This is a genomic window from Rhizobium sp. 01L410, assembly GCF_056400165.1.
On sequence record NZ_JBFTST010000006.1, the window covers coordinates 52292 to 72683 of the forward strand.

Here is a 20392-nt window from a genome sequence, read left to right on the forward strand (position 1 = left end):
CGTGCCGGCCGTCGGGGGAGCGCCGGTTTTCAAATCATAATTTCGGGGAAAACCATGAAGTCTCTTGGCAATATTCGCCGCTCCTTCGCGCCGTGGACCGATCCGGCAGCAAAACCCTTTATCTCCTTCAAGAACGTCACCAAGCGCTTCGGCGATTTCACCGCCGTCGATGATCTCAGTCTGAATATCTATCACCGCGAATTCTTCGCGCTGCTCGGCGCATCCGGCTGCGGCAAGTCCACCCTGCTGCGTATGCTGGCCGGCTTCGAACAGCCGACCGCGGGTGAAATCATTCTGGATGGCACCGACATGGCCGGCACGCCCCCCTACAAGCGCCCGGTCAACATGATGTTCCAGAGCTACGCGCTCTTCCCGCATATGACGGTCGAAAAGAACATCGCGTTCGGGCTCCGCCAGGACGGCATGTCGAAGGATGCGATCGGCGAACGCGTGTCGCAGATGCTGAAAATGGTGAAGCTTGAGCAGTTCGCCTCCCGCAAGCCCAACCAGCTTTCCGGCGGCCAGCGCCAACGCGTCGCTCTCGCCCGCTCTCTCGCCAAGCGCCCGAAGGTGCTGCTGCTCGACGAGCCGCTCGGCGCGCTCGACAAGAAGCTGCGCGAGGAAACCCAGTTCGAGCTGATGGACCTGCAGCAGAATCTCGGCCTCACCTTCGTCGTCGTCACCCACGACCAGGAAGAGGCGATGACTATGGCAGACCGCATCGCCGTCATGAGCCATGGCAAGGTCGTCCAGGTCGCGACGCCTGCCGAAATCTACGAAGCGCCCAACTGCCGCTTCGTGGCCGACTTCATCGGCGATGTAAATATCTTCGACGGCAAGGTGGTCTCCGCCGATGGCGTGAGTGTCGAGCTCGCCGTCGATGCTGGCCTGACGATCAAGGTCGCAACATCGGATATGCCCGCCAAGGGCAGCAGCGCCGGTTTCGCGATCCGTCCCGAGAAGCTCAGGGTCACCCGCCAGCCGCCCGCAAATCCCACGGTCAACGCCTCCTCGGGCGAGCTTTGGGACATTGCCTATCTCGGCGACATGACCGTCTTCCACGTGAAGCTGAAGAACGGCCAGGTGGTCAAGGCATCGTCGCTGAACGCGCAGCGCGCCGTCGACGATCCCTTCACCTACGATCAGGATGTCTGGGTCACCTTCGCCGAAGATGCCGGCGTGCTGTTGAAGGATTGATCATGGGCAAGCTCGGTTCAGCCGTCTACAATCGCCTGGTGATGATCATCCCCTATGCGTGGCTTCTGATTTTCTTCCTGGCGCCGTTCTTCATCGTCTTCCGCATATCGCTCTCGGCGACGGCGATTGCCATGCCGCCCTACGAGCCGTCCTTCTCGTTTGCCGACGGCTGGAGCGGTATCCTCGACAAGATGTCGACCTTCTCCTTCGACAATTACAGCTACCTGATCGACGATCCGCTCTATTTCAACGCCTATATATCGAGCCTTGTCATTGCCGGGATCTCGACCTTCCTGACGCTGCTGATCGCCTATCCGATCGCCTATGGCATGGCGCAGGCGCCGCGCAGCATCCGCCCGACGCTGCTCATGCTGGTCATCCTGCCGTTCTGGACGAGCTTCCTGATCCGCGTCTACGCCTGGATCGCCATTCTCAAGCCGGAAGGGCTGCTGAACCAGGTGCTGATCGGCACGGGGATCATCGATACGCCGCTGATCATCCTGAACACCAACATCGCCGTCTATATCGGCATCGTCTATTCCTACCTACCGTTCATGGTGCTGCCGCTCTATTCCTCGCTGGAAAAGATGGACGGCACGCTGATAGAGGCGGCGCAGGACCTCGGCTGCACGCCGATCCGCGCCTTCTGGCGTGTCACCTTCCCGCTATCGCTGCCCGGCGTCGTTGCCGGCTGCATGCTCGTCTTCATTCCCGCAGTCGGCGAATTCGTCATCCCCGACCTGCTCGGCGGATCACAGACGCTGATGATCGGCAAGACGCTGTGGAACGAGTTCAATTCGAACCGCGACTGGCCGGTCTCCTCGGCCGTGGCGACTATCCTTCTCTTGATCCTCGTGGTGCCGATCGTGTTCTTCCAGAATGCCCAGGCCAAAGCCGACGAGCAGGGGAGATAAGAGATGCTACGCTGGACACGCTTTAACATCATCTCCGTCACTCTCGGCTTCGCTTTCCTCTATCTGCCGATCGTGCTCCTTGTCATCTTCTCCTTCAACGAGTCCAAGCTCGTCACCGTCTGGGGTGGTTTCTCGACCAAGTGGTACGTGTCGCTGATGCATAACGACGCCCTGCTGGATGCCGCCTGGGTGACGGTCCGCGTCGGTGTCCTGTCGGCGACAGCGGCAACCATTCTAGGTACGTTGGCTGCTATCACGCTGGTGCGGCACACGCGCTTCCGCGGCCGCATGCTGTTTTCGGGCATGGTCTATGCGCCGCTCGTCATGCCTGAGGTCATCACCGGCCTGTCGCTGCTGCTGCTCTTCGTGGCAATAGGTCTCGACCGCGGCTTCTGGACGATCACGCTGGCGCACACGACGCTGACCATGTGCTTTGTGGCGGTTGTCGTTCAGTCCCGCCTGATGACCTTCGATCAGTCGATCGAGGAAGCGGCACAGGATCTCGGCGCCCCGCCGGTCCGCACCTTCTTCGAGGTCACGCTGCCGATCATCGCACCCGCCGTCTTTTCCGGCTGGATCCTGGCCTTCACCCTGTCGCTTGACGATCTCGTCATCGCCAGCTTCACCTCCGGTCCGGGGGCGACGACGCTGCCGATGAGAATCTATAGCCAGGTGCGATTGGGCGTGACGCCTGAGATCAACGCGGTCTGCACCCTGTTGATCGCGGTCGTCGCCGTCGGCGTCATCGCCGCTTCGGTGATCACCAAACGCCGCGAAGTCCAGCGGGAGCGCGATGAACGCGCTGCCGCCAACGCGCCCTGATTACTGCGCGTTCGGTGCCGGCTGGGTAACCACCGGCACCGGTGAGATCACCGGATTGGGCCAGGAGCCGCCGATGAAGAAGGGTAGCAGCGGAAGCTCCGCTGCCCGCGTATCGTCGGTCGCCTGCAGCGAGCCGGAAAGCGCGAGCCCGCTGGATTGCAGAGGAATGAGACCCGACAGGCTGAGCGTTTCGACCGTGCCCTGAACCCGCACGTTCTCAAGATCGGCGGATCCGGCGGAGAGGTTTGCCGTCAGCTCGGCCCGCGTGAATGGGAAGGAGTGGTCACCGGCAGCATTGAGCGGAAAGAACCTCTGCTGCGCCGCCTGATTGCGGATCGCCTCCACATCGAAGTTGGCGATCGACCCGGCCCCGGCCTGAAACACGACCTGTCCGTTGAGATCCTCAAGCCCGGCCGTCCAGAGCGGCTTTGCGGTTTTCAGCGAAACGTCAAGCGAACCCGTGGTCAGCGGCAGCGGACCTTTCAGCTGCAGCCGCTCGACCAGCGCTTCGAAATCCGCGCCGCGGATCGACATCTGCAGCTTGCCGCCACCGTCGAAGTCGCCACGCGTTGCTTCCAGATGCGCCGACATCTCGCCGCCTTCGAACTGGCTGTCGCCGATATCGAACTTCGCCTCGTTGCTAGATACGATGATGCTGGCGCCGACATTCGATAGGGCGAATGGCTGAAGCTGCATTTCCTTGGCCGAGAACCGCAGGTCGAGATCCAGCCGCTGCAGCGGCCCGCCATCGGGCGTCGCGCCCTCTTCGCCCGCTGCAAGCCGCAGCGCGAAAGCGTCGAAGAAGGGCTTGAGGTTCATCGTGTCGAAGGCAAGCGTGCCGCCAAGCTTTGCCCGGTTGTCACGGACGTTCGAGACATCCATCACGCCGCTTGCGGTAGAGCCGTTGAGCCCGAGCGTGACGTTGTTGAAACGAAGCCCATTCGCCGCCGAAATCACGTCGCTGCTGATCGAAAAGGACTTGAGGCTCTCGGTCCCGGGGATCGACTTGCCCGACCAAGCCAATAGGGCAGGGACATCGGCGATGTTGGCCGTGACATTCCCTGACAGGCCGTCGAGCCTGGATATGCTTCCGAGACCGGAGAATGCCGCCGTCATCAGGCCTGATGTCAGCGACGCTTTGATCTCGGCGGTCTTGCCATCAAATACCAGCAGCGGCGTGCGCGACGAGAAGTCGATCTTCAGGTCCTGGCCGCTGGTACGCGCGATCAGCACGGCCGACATTCCGCTCGACAGTCTTGGCCAGTTGATATCGGCAGTCACGCCATCGAAATGGTAGGTCTTGGCCGTCGAGAGATCGGCGATATTGAATGTGCCGTCCTCGACGGTAATCGCGCCGACCTCCGCATCAAGCTTCGGATCGAGAAGCTCGGCATTGCCATCCTGGTGCGCGCCATCGATCGCTTTGGCAAGCTGGCCGGCATAGGTCCAGTCGATCAGGCCCTGCTGGTCGCGGGTCAGCGACAGGTTGGGCCGCAGCAGATGGAATTCGTGGAAGCTTGCCCGGCCGCGCAGGGCATCGATCAGGCTGAAATCAGCCGAAAGGCTCTCGATCGTGCCAAGCAGTTTGTTGCCCGCGTTTGGCGGCTGCCGGATGGTGATCTGGTTCAGCGTGATGCGCGGTGTCGGCCAGAATTCCAGCCCCGGGCTGCCCTTGATCTCGGCTTTGTAGCCGGTCCAGCGCGACAGCGCATCTTCGATGCCGGAGCGCACCATGCCGGTCGAGACGAGGAAAGGTGCGGCAACGCGCAGGGAGACAAAGATGACGGCGGAAACAAGCAAGAGCATCGTCGCCAGACGTGCGATACCCGGTAGCCAGCGCGAAACGGGGGCCATCTTTCTACGCCACTTCGGTTGTCTTGACGTACTCATCAGCTCCGCCAGTCTTTTCAGTCGCTTACCGGTTATGCGCTGAGTTTGCCGGATATATGAAATACGCGCCATATGCAATTCGGCTGGCCATGCAGTTGGCGCAATGCACGCTTTATAATGCAGTGCAGCATGTTATATAGCGAATAAACGGGAGGAAAATGCGATGAACGACATTGGGCCGCTCTGGACGCCGTCACGGGAATTCATTGAAGCAAGCCCGATGTATGCCTTCATGCAGCATTGCAACGCCGGCTTCGGACTGGCGCTTGACGACTACGCCGGCCTGCATGCCTGGTCGATTGCCGAGCGCGAGAAATTCTGGGCAGCTCTCTGGGATTTCTGCGGCGTTCGCGGCGACCGGGGCGATCGTGTACTTGCCGATGGCGATCTCATGCTGAAGGCTCGCTTCTTTCCCGATGCCAGGCTGAACTTCGCGGAAAACCTGCTGTCGACCGAGGGCGAAGGCGATGCGCTGATCTTTCGCGGCGAGGACAAGGTCGAGGATCGCTGGTCGTGGAACCGTCTCCATGAGACGGTCTCGAAGCTGCAGCAGGCTTATCGTGCACTCGGCATCGGCGAAGGCGATCGCATTGCCGCGATGATGCCCAACATGCCGGAGACCATCGCCTGCATGCTTGCGGCCGCCTCGATCGGTGCCATCTGGTCCTCCTGTTCTCCGGATTTCGGCGAGCAGGGTGTGCTCGATCGCTTCGGCCAGATTGGCCCGAAGCTGTTCATTGCCTGCGACGCTTATTGGTATTCAGGCAAGCTGCAGGATGTCTCCGCCAAGATCTCTGCCGTCGCCGCCAAGCTGCAGGCGCCATCGATGATCGTTCACTACGCCGGTGATGCTGAGGCCGTGGCGAGAGCGACACCCGGCGCCAAGACCTTCGCCGAAATCCTTTCGCCCTTTCAGGCAAAGCCGGTCGAATTCACACCGCTGCCATTCTCCCATCCGCTCTATATCCTCTTCTCGTCGGGCACCACGGGGGTGCCGAAATGCATCGTCCATTCGGCGGGCGGCACGCTGTTGCAGCACCTGAAGGAGCACCGCCTGCATTGCGGCATCAAGCCCGGCGACCGGCTCTTTTATTTCACCACCTGCGGCTGGATGATGTGGAACTGGCTGGCAAGCGGCTTGGCCGCGGGCGCCACGCTCGGCCTCTTCGACGGCTCGCCTTTCGCGCCTGACGGCAATGTTCTCTTCGACTACGCCCAGGCAGAGAAATTCGCGATCTTCGGCACGTCGGCGAAATATATCGATGCCGTGCGCAAGAGCGGCCTGACGCCGCGCACCAGCCACGACCTTTCGAGCCTCCGGCTGATGACCTCGACCGGCTCACCGTTGTCGCCCGAAGGCTTCACCTTCGTTTACGAAGGTATCAAGGAAGACATCCAGCTCGCTTCGATCTCGGGCGGCACGGATATCGTCTCCTGCTTCGTCCTCGGCAATCCGCTGCAGCCGGTCTGGCGCGGCGAGATCCAGGGTGCAGGCCTCGGCCTCGCCGTCGATGTCTGGGACGACGAAGGCAAGCCGGTGCGCCAGGAAAAGGGCGAACTCGTTTGCTCCAAGGCCTTTCCGTCCATGCCTGCCGGCTTCTGGAACGACCCTGACGGTGCCAAATATCGCGCTGCCTATTTCGAACGCTTCGACAATGTCTGGTGTCACGGCGACTTCGCCGAATGGACGCAGCATGGCGGTCTGGTCATCCACGGCCGCTCCGATGCGACGCTCAATCCGGGTGGCGTGCGCATCGGCACCGCCGAGATCTACAATCAGGTCGAGCAGATGGAAGAGGTGGCCGAAGCGCTGTGCATCGGCCAGGATTGGGATGACGACGTCCGCGTTGTGCTGTTTGTCCGTCTCGCGCCGGGGGTGTCGCTGAGCGAAGATCTGGTGAAGACGATCAAGACCCGCATCCGCACGGGTGCATCGCCGCGCCACGTACCGGCCAAAATCATTGCCGTCACAGATATTCCCCGCACAAAGTCTGGCAAGATCGTCGAACTCGCCGTGCGTGAGGTCGTCCACGGCCGGCCGGTCAAAAATAAGGAGGCGCTTGCAAACCCGGAAGCGCTGGAGCTTTTCGCCGGATTGGCTGAACTAAACGGCTAATTTCAATAAAAGGCGCCCGAAACTACAAGCTTTCACCTTTGATAGCTTCCCAGCCGCGGCAACCCTTCGTTAAGAAAGGTTGGTCAAAGGTGAAGCAACTTGGAGCTGTGGATGATAGGCAGCTAGGAGCCGTTGGCTCCCGTGACATGACGTTGAGCGACTAAGCCCTTGTTGAACAGCACCAAACTACAGGCAGCCTAGAGACCTCGGGCTGCCTTTTTTCGCTTTCGAGCGGTTCAATCCGGCGAGGATACGCCTCAGCCCGCCAGCACCCGTTGCGATGGGAAAGTGATCTCCACCAGCGTGCCTTCGTTCGGCGCCGAATTGATCGCAAAGATCGCACGGTTGGCATCAACCATCGCCTTCGTCAACGGCAGGCCGAGGCCGGTGCCGTCGCCGCGGTGGCGCGACTGCGCCGAGACTTGCCGGAATGGCTTCATCGCCTGGTCGAGCTCGCTGCGTGTCATGCCGATACCGGTATCGCGGACGCGCAGGACGACGCTTCCATTGCTTTCATACGAGGTCGAAACGACGATCTGCCCGCCTGAGGGTGTGAAGCGGATGGCATTCGACAGGATGTTCAGGGCGATCTGCTTCACCGAGCGCAGATCGGCAACGACATTGGGCACCGAATGCGACAGCGCCGTGCGGATGATCACCCGCTGGCCGTTGGCCTGCGGCTGCACCAGCGCCACGGCCTCCGAAATCGCATCGTTGAGTCCGACGGAGGCGAAGTCGAGATCCATCTCGCCGGCTTCGATCTTCGAAATGTCGAGCAGATCGTTGACGATATCGAGCACGTGGCGGCCGGAGCGGCCGATATCGTTGGCATATTCGATATAGCGCGGGTGGCCGATCGGTCCGAAGCGCTCGCCGGCCATCATGTCGGAGAAGCCGATGATGGCGTTGAGCGGCGTGCGGATCTCGTGGCTGATGCGCGCCAGAAAGTCGGTCTTGTGGGCATTGGCCGTTTCGGCGGCGCCCTTGGCGTTTCGCAGCTCGTCTTCGGTGCGCTTCCATTGGGTAATGTCGCGGATGACGGCGCAGTAACCGCTGGAGGACGTCAGCCGTCCCATCGTCATGAACAGCGGCACGAAACCGCCTGCGGCTTCGCGGGCGATCACTTCGCGTCCATCATTCAGCACGCTGGCAACGCCATGGCCCGAAAGACCATTCAGATAGTCGAGAACAGCCTTCTGGCTCTCATGCGCAAACAGCATGACGAAGGGTTTGCCGCGCGTTTCCTCTTCGTCGTAGTTGAAGAGCGCGCTTGCCGAACGGTTCATCGAGCGAATGTCGCCCTCGGCGCCGATGACGACCACACCGTCAGTCGCGGTTTCCAGGATCGAGCGGAGTTCTTCGACTTCGACCTGCAGCTTGGCAACCTTCTCGACCATCCGTTCGGAGCGGTTGTCGTGGCGCGTATCTTCGGCCTTTCCGGTTGGAGCGTCCTTGTTCTCGACCGGCATCAGCGCCAGCATCAGCGCACTGGCGTCTTCCCAGCGAACCGACTGCAGGCGGGCGGTGACAGGCACCACGCGGTCATCGGCGGTGACAAGCATCATCGCGCCAGGGCGGCCGGCATTCTCGTCCAGCTCGTGCCGCTGCAGCAATGCATCCAGGCCACCAACCTCGTTCAGCTCGCCGAGAGACGTGTAGCCGGTCAGGCGCATGAATTCGGGATTAGCATGGATCAGCGCGTCGCCGGCATGGATCAGTACGGCGACCGGCAGCTGATCGACGGTCGCCGAGGAAAGCCCATCGACCATCTTCACACGCGGCGGGATGACGGTGCTCAGCATTTCCAACGGGCTGAAGGATGTTTCCGGCAGTCCTTCGGTGGCGTCGTCATCGCTGTCGCCGTCAGCTGCCGCCGCCGTAGGCTGTTCGCCGTCGCTGGCAGCTTCGGCGATCTCCGTTTCGGCAGGCTCGGCGGGTTCTTCCGCCACAGCGGCGATCTCTTCGTCCGGCGGTACGGAATCATTTGCCGCAACCGGGATTTCTTCGACCGGTATCACGGCTTCGACCGCGTCAGCACTTGCGGGCTCGTCTTCTGCAGAGCCGTCTTCACGCACACCGAAGGCCTCGAGCCGCTTGGCGATCTCGCGGAAGTTTGCCTGTTCGGAAGCACTGAGTCCCGGGCCGGCATTGTGCAGTTGCACGATCTTGTCGGTCAGGCGGCGGCTTGGTGTTTCGGCAAGGCGCAGCGCCGGAGGCTCTTCGCGCGGCGCCGGCAATTCAGTTGGGGCGGGCGCTTCTTCAACGGCCGCCGCCACCGGTGCGTCCTCGACGGGCGAGGGCGCCTCGGCATGAACGTCTTCCAATGGCTGGTCGAGACTTGCGGCATCGCGTCCGATACCATCCGGCCCAAGCGTCAGCCCAAGGGCCAGCGGATCTTCCGCGGCATCCGAAAGCCGCACGACACCAAATCCGCGGAAGCCGTCAAACTCGCGATGACGCGTATAGGTCGGCAGCGCGGCGAGATCGACCGGCACGACGAGGCTTGTGCCTTCGATCGGCCAGTTGATCGTCTTGCCGGACCAGGTATCGCGGCGTTCCAGCGCCTCGGCGATCTTGCCTTCCGGATCGAGATTGAAGAGGGCGGAGATATCGCTGAAGGCGACGCCGATTATGTTGGCGGCATTCGGGCCGACGGCCTCGGCAAACTCGTTCGATACCTCGCTGAAACAACCCTGCGCATCGATCTTCCAGACGAAACGCGTTGCCCGGCTATTCGGCTGGAACCTGAAGGCGGCGGCAGGTGTCTGTTCGCCGGCGACGGATTCCATTGCAGCCGGAGCATCGGCTACCGGTTCGTCTGCAATCTCTGCAGCGGCGGCTTCGATCAGCGGCGTTTCCACGGTCTCCTCTGCCGGCTCGTCATCTGCAACGGCCTCATCGGCTTCGTCATGAAGCACGACATTCGGCTGCGGTTCGATCGTAACGGGCTCTGCTTCGACGGACGGCTCCGGCAGCTCATCGGGCGTCTCGTCAGTCACATGCTCGGCGGCGGCCTGCTGTTCCGGCTCGTCCGCTGCTGTTTCGCTCTGCAGTTCGCTATCGACGAGTTCCTCAGCGCGCGGTTCTTCGGCGAGCGCCTCTTCTGGCTCGTCAACGCTTTCCAGCGTCTCCTCGACCTCTTCAATCCCGGCGACGGCGCTCAGGGCCTCATCGAATTTCGCGGGAGAGATATGGTTAATGGCGGCTGTGGATAAGCCCTCTTCCGGAGCCGCGGTGTCGATCGGATCGAGATGCCCGAGCACGGTCTCTACGGCAAAAAGCAGATTGAGAACCGGTTCGTCGCTCAGCTTTCCGACGGCGGCCGGGAGATATCCCTTGCCGGTGGCGACCGGCCGCTTGACGAGGCGATCGGGATGGCCGGATGCGAGTGCCGTCAGGGTCTTTGCCGTCTGCTGGGTGATCCCGAGCGAGGCGTATCCGGGGGAGGAAGCGATGACCTCGCCGTCCGCACCGATGACGGCCATATGCGTGTCCGGATCGTCGAGACCTTGTAGCATCTGCGCAGCCGAGGCGGTCGGGCTCAACGCCTTGCCGGCGACGGGGACAGAAAACAGGATAGCGCGCTCGCCGCTTGAAAGCCCGATCAGCTCGGCATTTGCCTGAACCGGAACACGCTGGAAGCCTTTGACGATGCGGATCATCAGGCTGCGGCTGTCGCCGGTCGCGCTCAGTTGCCGCGCCGTCGTCTCCAGCTGCCGGAAGGTGATGTCGCCGTTACCGACGCCCTGGTCGAGCAGGTCATAGACTGCCGAATGGCCGAAGAGCTCGGCACCCGCGCCATTTGCCCAGAGCAGGCGGCTCAGGTCGGCGGAAAAAAGCACCAGGGCCTCGCCACGCGAAAAACGCTCCCGCACCCGCTGATGCACGGCAATGTCGATGAACGGGTACTGGACAGCGGGCATGGGGAACCTTGTTGCCTTAGGTCTCTTTTAATTAACGGTCTATTAATAACGATGCGCCGGAAAAGGGTCCAGCTTCAGGCCGCCTTTTCGGGCGGAAAGGTTAACGCCTTGTGCGTCGCACAATTATGTTGCAATGCACAATAAGTTGGTCTATATAAGCTCTATCCAAACTAAAGGGCGTCAAACGCCCGGACTCAAGGAGCTCGCATCCAATGGCTACCATAAAGACCGACGACGTTTTTTCAATGGCCGCATTCGACCCGTCCAAGTTCGCAGAATCGTTCCGCGATTTTGCTGAAAAGGGCGCTCAGCAGTCGCGCGAAGCCTATGGCAAGATCAAGTCCGCTGGCGAAGACGCCGGCAAGACGCTTGAAGCCACCGTTCAGACGGCACAGGCCGGCAGCGTCGAGATCGGCCTCAAGGCCATTGATGCGCTCCGCACCAATGCCGAAAACTCTCTCTCGCACATGGAAGCGCTTCTTGGCGTCAAGTCGGTTGCCGAGTTCTTCGAACTCCAGACCACCTTCTTCCGCAAGCAGGCAGAGCTGACAGTCGAGCAGGCGAAGTCGATGCAGGAAACCTCCAAGCAGGTTGCCGAAAAGCTCGCAAAGCCTTCCAAGGAAGCCGCCGAAAAGGTCATGGCATCCTTCAAGGCTGCCTGATCGATTTCGGGCACATAGAACAAAAGGCTGGACGCTTCGTCCGGCCTTTTTGTACATTGAGGGGAGATAGGGCTTGAATTAATTTTCAAGTCCTCGTATGTGACCCCCGTCGCGCCGAGCGCGGCATTGTGCGGTTGTAGCTCAGTTGGTTAGAGCGCAGGTTTGTGGCACCTGAGGTCGGAGGTTCGAGACCCCCCAACCGTACCATTTTTCCTTCTATATATGATCCCGAAGCGGACCCTGAAGCACAGCAGGGACCATCACATTCTACCGGTCTTGCCGTCCAGGCCCATCCGCCTATCTACCCGTACCGGCACAGGTAAACTTTCTCTTATATTGCGTTGCAAAATGTGAGCGGCAGTGCCATTTTGTGCCGGGGGTTACTTCAGAGCTGCTTATCGAAGGAGACTTCATGTCCATTTCTCTCAACAATCTGGATGAATCCAAGGCGACTGTGGTGTCTGCGATCAACGTCGCGGCCGAGGTCAAGAGTGCGCGCGAAGCCGTCGGCTACAGCATCGACGATCTGGCGGTGACCTGTGGTCTCGTGCCGAGTGAAATTACGGAAATTGAAAATGGGGAAAACGCCGACCCCGCAAAGCTCAAGCGCATTGCCGCTGCCTTGCAGGTCCCGTTGTCTGCCTTCGTTCCGATGTAACTGACGCAGGAACGAACTAAAAAGCCGGTCGATCTGACCGGCTTTTTTCATTTCAGGGGCATGGTTCCATTGCACCATGGAACCGTCCGATCCTCCCACCCGTTCTATCAGCGGACGGGAGAACGAGAATGTCGAAGACGCTTCTATATGGCGCGACCAAGGTCGATGAGACGAACGCCGCCTATGCGGCAATCGCAAGCCTCTCGCAATTTCAGTGGAAGAATCGCGTTCTGGTGATCTTCTCAGACAGCGACAACAGCCGCGCCGCGCGTCAGGAAAACCAGCTGCTTGCTGATCGCCCGGCGCTCGAAGAGCGCGACATGATCGTCCTCAAGGTGTCAGGCAACGCGGTGAGGGCCGTTTTCGGCGCGGCGGAACCGGTAGATGCCGGCGCATTGCGCGAAGCGCTCGACGTATCTGATGCCGGTACCTTTCATGCGGCACTGATCGGCAAGGACGGCACGGTCAAGCTCAAGGCCAGCGAACACGTGAGCAATGGCGAGCTGTTTGCCATCATAGACAGCATGCCGATGCGCGCTGCCGAATCCACGAAACCAGAAAATTGAAATCAACAGAGACGGAAGGAGCAGGATATGTCCGTACCCAACGAACCTATCCCCGATCAGCCGCCGATGCCGGGACCCGGCTGGATGCCGGAGCCGCCGATCAAGGAGCCGGAACCCGACAGGCTTCCCGACGAGGTTCCGAACCCCAATCCGGATGAGAACGAAGAGCCGGCGAAGCATCTATAGAAAAATGTGCCGCTCGGCACTGACCAGTTCCTGCAGGAAATCCGAGACGGTGCGCACGCGAACGAGTTCACGGGCGCTTTCGTGGAATGTCGTCCAATAAGCACGTCGGATCGACGTATCGGGCAGGATGCGGACGAGTTCAGCATGCTGCCGGGCGATATAGTCATGCAGGATGCCGATCCCCGCGCCGGAAAGCACCGCCTCCGTCTGCCCCGTCGCCGAGGAGATCTCGAAGGCGGCATCCCAATTGCGCATGACTTCGCCGGTGAAGTTCAGTGACTGCGAGAAAAGCAGATCTTCGACATAGCCGATCCGCCTGTGCTGCTTCGAAGCCTCGGCATCTGCGGGTAGGCCGTTTTGCGCCGCGTAGCTTTTCGATGCGTAGAGACCAAGTGTGTAGTCGGTGAGTTTCGCGGAAATCAGCCGGCCCTGTTCCGGCCGCTCGAGTGTGATGGCGATGTCCGCCTCGCGCTGCGACAGCGAGAAGGATCGGGGCACTGGCACCAGCTGGATCTTCAGCTCCGGATGCCGCTCGATCAGCCGCCCCATGCGCGGCGCCAGAAACGAGACGCCGAAACCATCGGGCGCCCCGACGCGCACAGTACCGGCGATCGCCGTATCGGTCCGGCCAAGATTGGCCTGCGCTGCCAGCATCTCGGTTTCCATTCGCTCCGCCGACGACAGGAAGATTTCGCCCTCCGCAGTCAGTTCGCAGCCATTGGTGCGGCGAATGAAGAGCCGCGTCTTCAAAGCTTCCTCCAGCGAGGTCAGCCGCCGGGACAGCGTTGCGTGGTTCAGCCCCAGCCGCTTCGACGCGGCAAGGATCTGCCCGGTGCGGGCGACGGCGAGGAAGATACGAACATCGTCCCAGTTCATGGCTTGCTGCACATCATGATCGGATCGGCCTCCAGCAGTGTCAGCGATGTCACCATTCCTGCCGTCCCGGTCTTGTATTTCAGGAAATGCGGCGCCCGAAGATGGGCCTCATAGGCTTCCTGGCTGGCATAGACCTCCAGGATACGAATCCTGCTCGGGCTGCCTTTGATCGCCACCGCATTCAGCGACAAGACACCCTCTTCGGCGGCAACCGATGCCGCAATCTCCTCGGCGAGTAATGCGCGGTAGGTCTCGAGATGTTGGGGATCGACCTCGATCTCGGCTATTCTGACGATACGATTTTCGCTCATCGCTCACTCGCCTCCTCTGGGATGCCGGTTGCCAATGCAGAAGCGGACCTATCTATCGTTCACAAGGCCGCTTTCCAGTCTTGTAACTTTAATTTACGCACAACGGTTGCTTATCTCAGCTCATTGATTTGTGCAAATTGAAGTGCGATTGTTTGCCATCGAGAAAATACAGGAGGAGCACTTCATGCGTCAGATCGGACACTTCATCGGCGGCAAGCAGGTCGCCAGCACCAGCGGCCGCACCAGCAACGTCTACAACCCGGCAACCGGCGAAGTGCAGGCGACCGTCGCGCTCGCCAGCGATGCCGAACTGGACGCAGCGGTTCAGAACGCCAAGGCTGCCCAGCCGAAGTGGGCTGCCACCAACCCGCAGCGCCGCGCCCGCGTGTTCATGAAGTTCGTGCAGCTTCTCAACGAGAACATGAACGAGCTCGCCGAACTACTCTCCAAGGAACACGGCAAGACGATCGAAGACTCCAAGGGCGATCTCATTCGCGGCCTTGAAGTCTGCGAGTTCGTTATCGGCATTCCGCACCTTGCCAAGAGCGAGTTTACCGAAGGCGCCGGCCCGAATATCGACATGTATTCGATCCGCCAGGCTGTCGGCATCGGCGCCGGCATCACCCCGTTCAACTTCCCGGCCATGATCCCGATGTGGATGTTCGCCCCGGCGATCGCCTGCGGCAACGCCTTCATCCTGAAGCCGTCGGAGCGTGATCCGTCCGTGCCGATCCGTCTTGCCGAACTGATGATCGAAGCAGGCCTGCCTGCCGGCATCCTCAACGTCGTCAACGGTGACAAGGGCGCGGTCGACGCGATCCTGACGCATCCGGATATCTCGGCCGTCTCCTTTGTCGGCTCCACGCCGATCGCCCGCTACGTCTATGGCACGGCTGCCCAGAACGGCAAGCGCGCCCAGTGCTTCGGCGGCGCCAAGAACCACATGATCATCATGCCCGATGCCGATCTCGATCAGGCTGCCAACGCGCTGATGGGCGCAGGCTACGGCTCCGCCGGCGAGCGCTGCATGGCGATCTCGGTCGCTGTTCCGGTTGGCGAGGAAACCGCCAACCGTCTTATCGCCAAGCTGACCCCGATGGTCGAATCCCTGCGCATCGGCCCCTATACCGATGACAAGGCCGATCTTGGCCCGGTCGTTACCAAGGAAGCCCAGGCGCGCATCATGGGCCTGATCAACAAGGGTGTCGACGAAGGCGCAAAGCTCGTCGTTGATGGCCGTGACTTCAAGCTCCAGGGCTACGAAGACGGCTATTTCGTCGGCGGCTGCCTGTTCGATAACGTCACGCCCGACATGGATATCTACAAGACCGAAATCTTCGGACCGGTTCTGTCGGTTGTCCGCGCCAAGAACTACGAAGAAGCCCTCGACCTGCCGATGAAGCATGAATACGGCAACGGCGTTGCGATCTACACTCGTGATGGTGATGCGGCCCGCGACTTCGCCTCGCGCATCAATATCGGCATGGTCGGCGTCAACGTTCCGATCCCGGTTCCGCTCGCCTACCACTCCTTCGGCGGCTGGAAGTCGTCCTCCTTCGGCGATCTCAACCAGCATGGTACCGACTCGATCAAGTTCTGGACCCGCACCAAGACGGTCACCAGCCGCTGGCCGTCGGGCATCAAGGACGGTGCCGAGTTCGTCATGCCGACGATGAAGTAAGCGCATCATCCTGGAAGACTTGGAAAACGGGCTCCTCGGCGGGCCCGTTTTTCGTTTGAGACGATGCGGCGAGGGGCCGCATAAACGTGACTCCGATTTTCATATTTTGGAATTGTTCAAAACTATCTTACCCACTATATAGGCTTCAGCCCCATTCGAGTCAGGAGACCGGCATGCGATTGACGAAGCAGACCAACTATGCGGTTCGCATGTTGATGTATTGCGCTGCCAATGACGGACACTTGAGCCGGATTCCGGAAATCGCCAGAGCCTATGGTGTGTCCGAGCTCTTCCTTTTCAAGATTCTGCAGCCGCTCAACAAGGCTGGCCTGGTCGAAACCGTTCGCGGCCGTAATGGCGGCGTGCGTCTCGGCAAGCCGGCAGCTGACATCAGCCTGTTCGACGTGGTCCGCGTCACCGAAGACAGCTTCGCCATGGCCGAATGCTTTGAGGACGGCGCCGTCGAGTGCCCGCTGGTCGATAGCTGCGGTCTCAATTCCGCGCTTCGCAAGGCGCTGAATGCCTTCTTCGACGTATTGACCGAGTACTCGATCGACGACCTCGTCAAAGCGCGTCCGCAGATCAATTTCCTTCTCGGTATCACCGGCGAGCAGCCTTATCGCAAGGCGGCGATACCCGCTCCGGCTGCTTAATATTTGAATAGTCGAAAGTCATCATGAAGCCACGGCTACCCCCGGTAGCCGTGGCTTTTTAGTTCCGGCTCACGCAGTGTTGATATATCACAGCACGTTGAAACCGCTTCCAATGCCGTCCACAGGCGCGAATTTATACCAAATGCGACAGAATCGCGGTCGAATGTGCCTCAATCTTGCAAATTCAGGCCTATTTTTGACCGAAAATTTCTAAAGTTGGTTTTCTGGAAAAATTTTCTGCCTACGCCGTTGCTTTCAGCAAATAAATATCGTTCCATCGGCCCGCTGATCGGGATAACTAGCGCCGATCTCCAAAGATCAAAAAGAACAAACCTGGGAAACAACATCATGAAAAAGTTCTCTGTCCTGCTGGCAGCGACTGCCCTGGCTTCCGTCATGGCCACCGCCGCCTACTCCAAGACGCTTGTCTATTGCTCTGAGGGATCGCCGGAAGGCTTCGATCCGAGCCTCTACACCGCAGGCACGACCTTTGACGCTTCCTCGCGTACGGTTTATAGCCGTCTCGTCGAGTTCAAGCATGGCGGTACGGAGATCGAGCCGGGCGTCGCCGACAGCTGGACCGTCTCTGACGACGGCAAGGAATACACCTTCAAGCTGCATCCGGGCGTCAAGTTCCAGACCACCGACTTCTTCACCCCGACCCGCGACCTGAACGCCGACGACGTCGTCTTCTCGTTCGAGCGCCAGCTGCGCGCCGACAATCCGTGGAACAAGTATGTCGAAGGCGGTTCCTACGAATACGCTGCCGGCATGGGCTTCCCGGATCTCGTCAAGTCGATCGAAAAGGTTGACGACCTGACCGTCAAGTTCACCCTGAACCGTCCGGAAGCGCCGTTCCTGGCCGACCTGGCCATGGACTTCGCATCGATCGTTTCCAAGGAATACGCCGACAAGCTCGCTGCTGACGGCAAGATGGCTCAGCTGAACCAGCAGCCGCTCGGCACCGGTCCGTTCACCTTCGTTGCCTACCAGCCGGATGCCGTCATCCGCTACAAGGCCAACGAAACCTACTTCAAGGGCAAGGAAAAGATCGACGATCTCGTGTTCGCGATCACCACGGACGCTTCGGTTCGCGCTCAGAAGCTGAAGGCCGGCGAATGCCACATCCTTCCTTACCCGAACGCAGCTGACGTTTCCGAGCTGAAGAAGGACGAGAACCTGACTGTTCTCGAACAGCCGGGCCTGAACATCGGCTTCCTCGCCTACAACACGCAGATGGCCCCGTTCGACAAGCCGGAAGTTCGCCGCGCCCTGAACATGGCGATCAACAAGCAGGCGATCGTTGACGCAGTCTTCCAGGGCGCCGCAACCGTTGCCAAGAACCCGATCCCGCCGACGATGTGGTCGTACAATGATGCCGTCGTTGACGACAAGTACGATCCGGAAGGCTCGAAGAAGGCCCTCGAAGCTGCAGGCGTCAAGGATCTTTCGATGAAGATCTGGGCAATGCCGGTTTCGCGTCCTTACATGCTGAACGCACGCCGCGCAGCTGAACTGATGCAGGCCGACTTCGCCAAGGCTGGCGTCAAGGTCGAAATCGTCACCCATGAATGGGCCGAATACCTGAAGCTCTCCTCCGATGTGAAGCGTGATGGCGCCGTCATCCTCGGCTGGACCGGCGATAACGGTGACCCGGACAACTTCATGGACACGCTGCTCGGCTGCACCGCTGTTGGCGGCAACAACCGCGCTCAATGGTGCAACAAGGACTACGACGATCTGATGAAGAAGGCCAAGCAGACGGCCGACGTCGCAGAGCGTACGAAGCTCTATGAGCAGGCTCAGCTGATCTTCAAGAAGGAAGCTCCTTGGGCAACGATCGACCACTCTGTCGTCTTCGTTCCGATGAGCAAGAAGGTCACGGGCTTCCACATGGACCCACTCGGCATCCACCGCTTCGACGGCGTGGACATTTCCGAATAATAGAAAATCTGTAAACTGTCCGGTGAAAGCCGGGCTTGGCCGGCGGTCGGGATCATCCTGACCGCCGGAAACTATTGGACACCTGCCATGTTACGTTTCTTCATCGGCCGCCTTGCGGTGCTGATCCCAACGTTCCTCGGCGTTTCGCTCATCGCCTTTTCGTTTATCCGCCTGCTACCGGGCGACCCCGTCATGCTGTTGTCGGGGGAACGAGTCATGGCGCCTGAACGTCACGCCCAGATCATGCATGATCTCGGCTTCGACAGGCCGATGTATGTGCAGTATTTCGATTACCTCGGTAAGGTCTTGCACGGCGATCTCGGAACCTCGATCGTTACCAAGCGCCCGGTTCTCGGCGAATTCTTCACACTGTTCCCGGCCACGCTCGAGCTGTCGCTCTGCGCCATCATTCTGGCGGCCGCGCTCGGCATTCCCGCTGGTGTCTTCGCCGCGGTCAAGCGAGGGACGTGGTTCGACCAGAGCGTGATGGGCGTCGCCCTCATCGGCTATTCGATGCCGATCTTCTGGTGGGGCCTGCTGCTCGTCATCTTCTTCTCCGGCTATCTCGGCTGGACGCCCGTTTCGGGCCGCATCTCGCTGATGTATTTCTTCAAGCCGGTCACCGGTTTCATGCTGATCGACAGCCTGCTGTCCGGCCAGGCCGGCGCCTTCAAGTCCGCCGTCAGCTATCTCATCCTGCCGACCATCGTTCTCGCGACGATCCCACTTGCGGTCATTGCCCGCCAGACGCGTTCGGCAATGCTCGAAGTGCTCGGCGAAGACTATGTGCGCACGGCACGCTCCAAGGGCCTCAAGCCCCTCCGCGTCGTCGGCGTTCATGCGCTGCGCAACGCCATGATCCCCGTCATCACCACGATCGGCCTGCAGGTCGGCGTGCTCCTGGCGGGCGCGATCCTCACCGAGACGATCTTCTCCTGGCCGGGTATCGGCAAGTGGATGGTCGATGCGGTCTTCAAGCGTGACTATGCGGTCGTCCAGGGTGGTCTTCTGCTGATCGCCGGCATCATCATGCTGGTCAATCTGCTCGTCGATGTCACCTATGGCTTTATCAACCCGCGTATTCGTCATTAGGAGCGGCTCATGAGCACGGTAAGCACAAAAACCGGCCAGCCATCCGTCCTTGCGGAGTTCTGGTACTATTTCTCGCGAAACAAGGGCGCCGTCATCGGCCTCTTCATCTTCCTCTTCATCCTGGTCATCGCCATCGGCGCGCCAATCGTCGCGCCGCATGCCCCTGATGAGCAGAACCGCCAGCTGCTGCTGTCGGTGCCGTTCTGGATGGACGGCGGCAGCTTCACCTATCCGCTCGGCACCGATGCCGTCGGCCGTGATATCCTGTCCCGTCTGATCTACGGTGCACGTTTCTCGCTGTTCATCGGCGTCGTCGTCGTCACTTTGTCGGTTGTCGCCGGCGTGCTGATCGGCCTTGTTGCCGGCTATTTTCGTGGCCGCGTCGATATCGTCATCATGCGCCTGATGGACATCATCCTGGCGTTCCCGTCGCTGCTGCTCGCCCTCGTGCTGGTCGCGGTCCTCGGTCCCGGCCTGACCAACGCGATGATCGCCATCTCGATCGTCAACCAGCCGCATTTCGTCCGCCTGACGCGTGCCGCCGTCATGAGCGAGCGCGAGAAGGAATATGTCGTGGCTTCCCGCGTTGCCGGTGCCGGCACGCTGCGGCTGATGTTCAAGACCATCCTGCCGAACTGCCTTGCCTCGCTGATCGTTCAGGCAACGCTCGCCTTCTCGGCGGCGATCCTCGACGCAGCCGCCCTCGGCTTCCTCGGCATGGGCGCTCAGCCGCCGACACCCGAATGGGGCACGATGCTTGCCGAAGCGCGCGAATTCATCCAGCGCGCCTGGTGGGTGGTCACTTTCCCGGGTCTGGCGATCCTCATCACCGTTGTTGCCATCAACCTCATGGGTGACGGCCTGCGTGATGCGCTCGACCCCAAGCTGAAGAGGTCCTGAT

The 20392-nt window shown here is 60.5% G+C and carries 17 protein-coding genes and 1 tRNA gene; 14 read left to right on the forward strand and 4 right to left on the reverse strand.

Annotation, left to right across the window (positions count from 1 at the left end; genetic code table 11):
• Positions 1 to 54: 54 nt before the first annotated feature.
• Genes AC1DV9_RS14530 through AC1DV9_RS14540 form a run of 3 tightly spaced genes read left to right on the forward strand, consistent with a single transcriptional unit; the run spans position 55 to position 2933 of the window.
• Positions 55 to 1197, forward strand: coding sequence for an ABC transporter ATP-binding protein (locus AC1DV9_RS14530; RefSeq protein ID WP_477948639.1), 1143 nt, complete (start codon positions 55 to 57; stop codon positions 1195 to 1197).
• Between the two features lie 2 nt (positions 1198 to 1199).
• Complete coding sequence (locus AC1DV9_RS14535) at positions 1200 to 2111, forward strand: ABC transporter permease subunit (protein ID WP_112387654.1); 912 nt, start codon at positions 1200 to 1202, stop codon at positions 2109 to 2111.
• Positions 2112 to 2114: 3 nt separating this feature from the next.
• The gene (locus AC1DV9_RS14540) at positions 2115 to 2933 is read left to right on the forward strand and encodes an ABC transporter permease (RefSeq protein WP_112387655.1); all 819 of its coding nucleotides are present in this window, start codon (positions 2115 to 2117) and stop codon (positions 2931 to 2933) included.
• Here the strand turns inward: AC1DV9_RS14540 and AC1DV9_RS14545 are convergent, their stop codons facing one another.
• Entirely contained in the window at positions 2934 to 4823 is a 1890-nt protein-coding gene (locus tag AC1DV9_RS14545) for an AsmA family protein (RefSeq protein ID WP_477948640.1), read from the reverse strand.
• Positions 4824 to 4986: 163 nt separating this feature from the next.
• Here AC1DV9_RS14545 and AC1DV9_RS14550 point away from each other — a divergent pair, with 163 nt between their 5' ends.
• Positions 4987 to 6939 (forward strand): acetoacetate--CoA ligase, encoded by a 1953-nt coding sequence (locus AC1DV9_RS14550; RefSeq protein WP_477948641.1) that lies wholly within the window; start codon positions 4987 to 4989, stop codon positions 6937 to 6939.
• 257 nt (positions 6940 to 7196) lie between these two features.
• Here the strand turns inward: AC1DV9_RS14550 and AC1DV9_RS14555 are convergent, their stop codons facing one another.
• Positions 7197 to 10862 (reverse strand): PAS domain-containing sensor histidine kinase, encoded by a 3666-nt coding sequence (locus AC1DV9_RS14555; protein ID WP_477948643.1) that lies wholly within the window; start codon positions 10860 to 10862, stop codon positions 7197 to 7199.
• A gap of 212 nt (positions 10863 to 11074) precedes the next feature.
• Between AC1DV9_RS14555 and AC1DV9_RS14560 the strand changes: the two genes are divergently transcribed.
• From AC1DV9_RS14560 to AC1DV9_RS14580, 5 genes are all read left to right on the forward strand, one after another.
• A complete protein-coding gene (locus AC1DV9_RS14560; protein ID WP_477948645.1) occupies positions 11075 to 11524 on the forward strand; it encodes a phasin in 450 nt (149 codons plus the stop codon).
• Positions 11525 to 11654: 130 nt separating this feature from the next.
• Positions 11655 to 11731, forward strand: a tRNA-His gene (locus tag AC1DV9_RS14565).
• Between the two features lie 205 nt (positions 11732 to 11936).
• Entirely contained in the window at positions 11937 to 12182 is a 246-nt protein-coding gene (locus AC1DV9_RS14570) for a helix-turn-helix domain-containing protein (protein ID WP_477948647.1), read from the forward strand.
• Between the two features lie 128 nt (positions 12183 to 12310).
• A complete protein-coding gene (locus tag AC1DV9_RS14575) occupies positions 12311 to 12748 on the forward strand; it encodes a DUF4174 domain-containing protein (RefSeq protein ID WP_477948649.1) in 438 nt (145 codons plus the stop codon).
• Positions 12749 to 12775: 27 nt separating this feature from the next.
• On the forward strand, positions 12776 to 12934 hold the full coding sequence (locus tag AC1DV9_RS14580) for a hypothetical protein (protein ID WP_477948651.1): 159 nt from the start codon (positions 12776 to 12778) through the stop codon (positions 12932 to 12934).
• Here the strand turns inward: AC1DV9_RS14580 and AC1DV9_RS14585 are convergent.
• Both AC1DV9_RS14585 and AC1DV9_RS14590 read right to left on the reverse strand, forming a co-directional pair.
• Entirely contained in the window at positions 12929 to 13810 is an 882-nt protein-coding gene (locus AC1DV9_RS14585) for a LysR family transcriptional regulator (RefSeq protein ID WP_477948652.1), read from the reverse strand. The genes AC1DV9_RS14580 and AC1DV9_RS14585 overlap by 6 nt on opposite strands.
• Entirely contained in the window at positions 13807 to 14121 is a 315-nt protein-coding gene (locus AC1DV9_RS14590) for a putative quinol monooxygenase (RefSeq protein WP_477948654.1), read from the reverse strand. The genes AC1DV9_RS14585 and AC1DV9_RS14590 overlap by 4 nt, the downstream gene beginning before the upstream one ends.
• A gap of 184 nt (positions 14122 to 14305) precedes the next feature.
• On the opposite strand from AC1DV9_RS14590, the gene AC1DV9_RS14595 reads away from it, so the two are divergent.
• From AC1DV9_RS14595 to AC1DV9_RS14615, 5 genes are all read left to right on the forward strand, one after another.
• Positions 14306 to 15802 carry a CoA-acylating methylmalonate-semialdehyde dehydrogenase gene (locus tag AC1DV9_RS14595; RefSeq protein WP_477948656.1) on the forward strand — a complete coding sequence of 499 codons (1497 nt, stop codon included), beginning with the start codon at positions 14306 to 14308 and terminating at the stop codon, positions 15800 to 15802.
• A 173-nt stretch (positions 15803 to 15975) separates the two neighbouring features.
• Positions 15976 to 16455 (forward strand): iron-responsive transcriptional regulator RirA, encoded by a 480-nt coding sequence (rirA, locus tag AC1DV9_RS14600; RefSeq protein WP_112387664.1) that lies wholly within the window; start codon positions 15976 to 15978, stop codon positions 16453 to 16455.
• A 348-nt stretch (positions 16456 to 16803) separates the two neighbouring features.
• On the forward strand, positions 16804 to 18399 hold the full coding sequence (locus AC1DV9_RS14605) for an ABC transporter substrate-binding protein (RefSeq protein WP_112387665.1): 1596 nt from the start codon (positions 16804 to 16806) through the stop codon (positions 18397 to 18399).
• An 87-nt stretch (positions 18400 to 18486) separates the two neighbouring features.
• Positions 18487 to 19491 carry an ABC transporter permease subunit gene (locus tag AC1DV9_RS14610; protein ID WP_112387666.1) on the forward strand — a complete coding sequence of 335 codons (1005 nt, stop codon included), beginning with the start codon at positions 18487 to 18489 and terminating at the stop codon, positions 19489 to 19491.
• A gap of 9 nt (positions 19492 to 19500) precedes the next feature.
• On the forward strand, positions 19501 to 20391 hold the full coding sequence (locus AC1DV9_RS14615; protein WP_112387667.1) for an ABC transporter permease subunit: 891 nt from the start codon (positions 19501 to 19503) through the stop codon (positions 20389 to 20391).
• Position 20392: the final 1 nt, after the last annotated feature.

What these genes read in the sequence shown, in the direction of transcription:
- AC1DV9_RS14530 (WP_477948639.1), top strand. Translation starts at nt 55, where the DNA reads ATGAAGTCTCTTGGCAATATTCGCCGCTCCTTCGCGCCGTGGACCGAT.
- AC1DV9_RS14535 (WP_112387654.1), top strand. Translation starts at nt 1,200, where the DNA reads ATGGGCAAGCTCGGTTCAGCCGTCTACAATCGCCTGGTGATGATCATC.
- AC1DV9_RS14540 (WP_112387655.1), top strand. Translation starts at nt 2,115, where the DNA reads ATGCTACGCTGGACACGCTTTAACATCATCTCCGTCACTCTCGGCTTC.
- AC1DV9_RS14545 (WP_477948640.1), bottom strand. Translation starts at nt 4,823, where the DNA reads ATGAGTACGTCAAGACAACCGAAGTGGCGTAGAAAGATGGCCCCCGTT.
- AC1DV9_RS14550 (WP_477948641.1), top strand. Translation starts at nt 4,987, where the DNA reads ATGAACGACATTGGGCCGCTCTGGACGCCGTCACGGGAATTCATTGAA.
- AC1DV9_RS14555 (WP_477948643.1), bottom strand. Translation starts at nt 10,862, where the DNA reads ATGCCCGCTGTCCAGTACCCGTTCATCGACATTGCCGTGCATCAGCGG.
- AC1DV9_RS14560 (WP_477948645.1), top strand. Translation starts at nt 11,075, where the DNA reads ATGGCTACCATAAAGACCGACGACGTTTTTTCAATGGCCGCATTCGAC.
- AC1DV9_RS14570 (WP_477948647.1), top strand. Translation starts at nt 11,937, where the DNA reads ATGTCCATTTCTCTCAACAATCTGGATGAATCCAAGGCGACTGTGGTG.
- AC1DV9_RS14575 (WP_477948649.1), top strand. Translation starts at nt 12,311, where the DNA reads ATGTCGAAGACGCTTCTATATGGCGCGACCAAGGTCGATGAGACGAAC.
- AC1DV9_RS14580 (WP_477948651.1), top strand. Translation starts at nt 12,776, where the DNA reads ATGTCCGTACCCAACGAACCTATCCCCGATCAGCCGCCGATGCCGGGA.
- AC1DV9_RS14585 (WP_477948652.1), bottom strand. Translation starts at nt 13,810, where the DNA reads ATGAACTGGGACGATGTTCGTATCTTCCTCGCCGTCGCCCGCACCGGG.
- AC1DV9_RS14590 (WP_477948654.1), bottom strand. Translation starts at nt 14,121, where the DNA reads ATGAGCGAAAATCGTATCGTCAGAATAGCCGAGATCGAGGTCGATCCC.
- AC1DV9_RS14595 (WP_477948656.1), top strand. Translation starts at nt 14,306, where the DNA reads ATGCGTCAGATCGGACACTTCATCGGCGGCAAGCAGGTCGCCAGCACC.
- rirA (WP_112387664.1), top strand. Translation starts at nt 15,976, where the DNA reads ATGCGATTGACGAAGCAGACCAACTATGCGGTTCGCATGTTGATGTAT.
- AC1DV9_RS14605 (WP_112387665.1), top strand. Translation starts at nt 16,804, where the DNA reads ATGAAAAAGTTCTCTGTCCTGCTGGCAGCGACTGCCCTGGCTTCCGTC.
- AC1DV9_RS14610 (WP_112387666.1), top strand. Translation starts at nt 18,487, where the DNA reads ATGTTACGTTTCTTCATCGGCCGCCTTGCGGTGCTGATCCCAACGTTC.
- AC1DV9_RS14615 (WP_112387667.1), top strand. Translation starts at nt 19,501, where the DNA reads ATGAGCACGGTAAGCACAAAAACCGGCCAGCCATCCGTCCTTGCGGAG.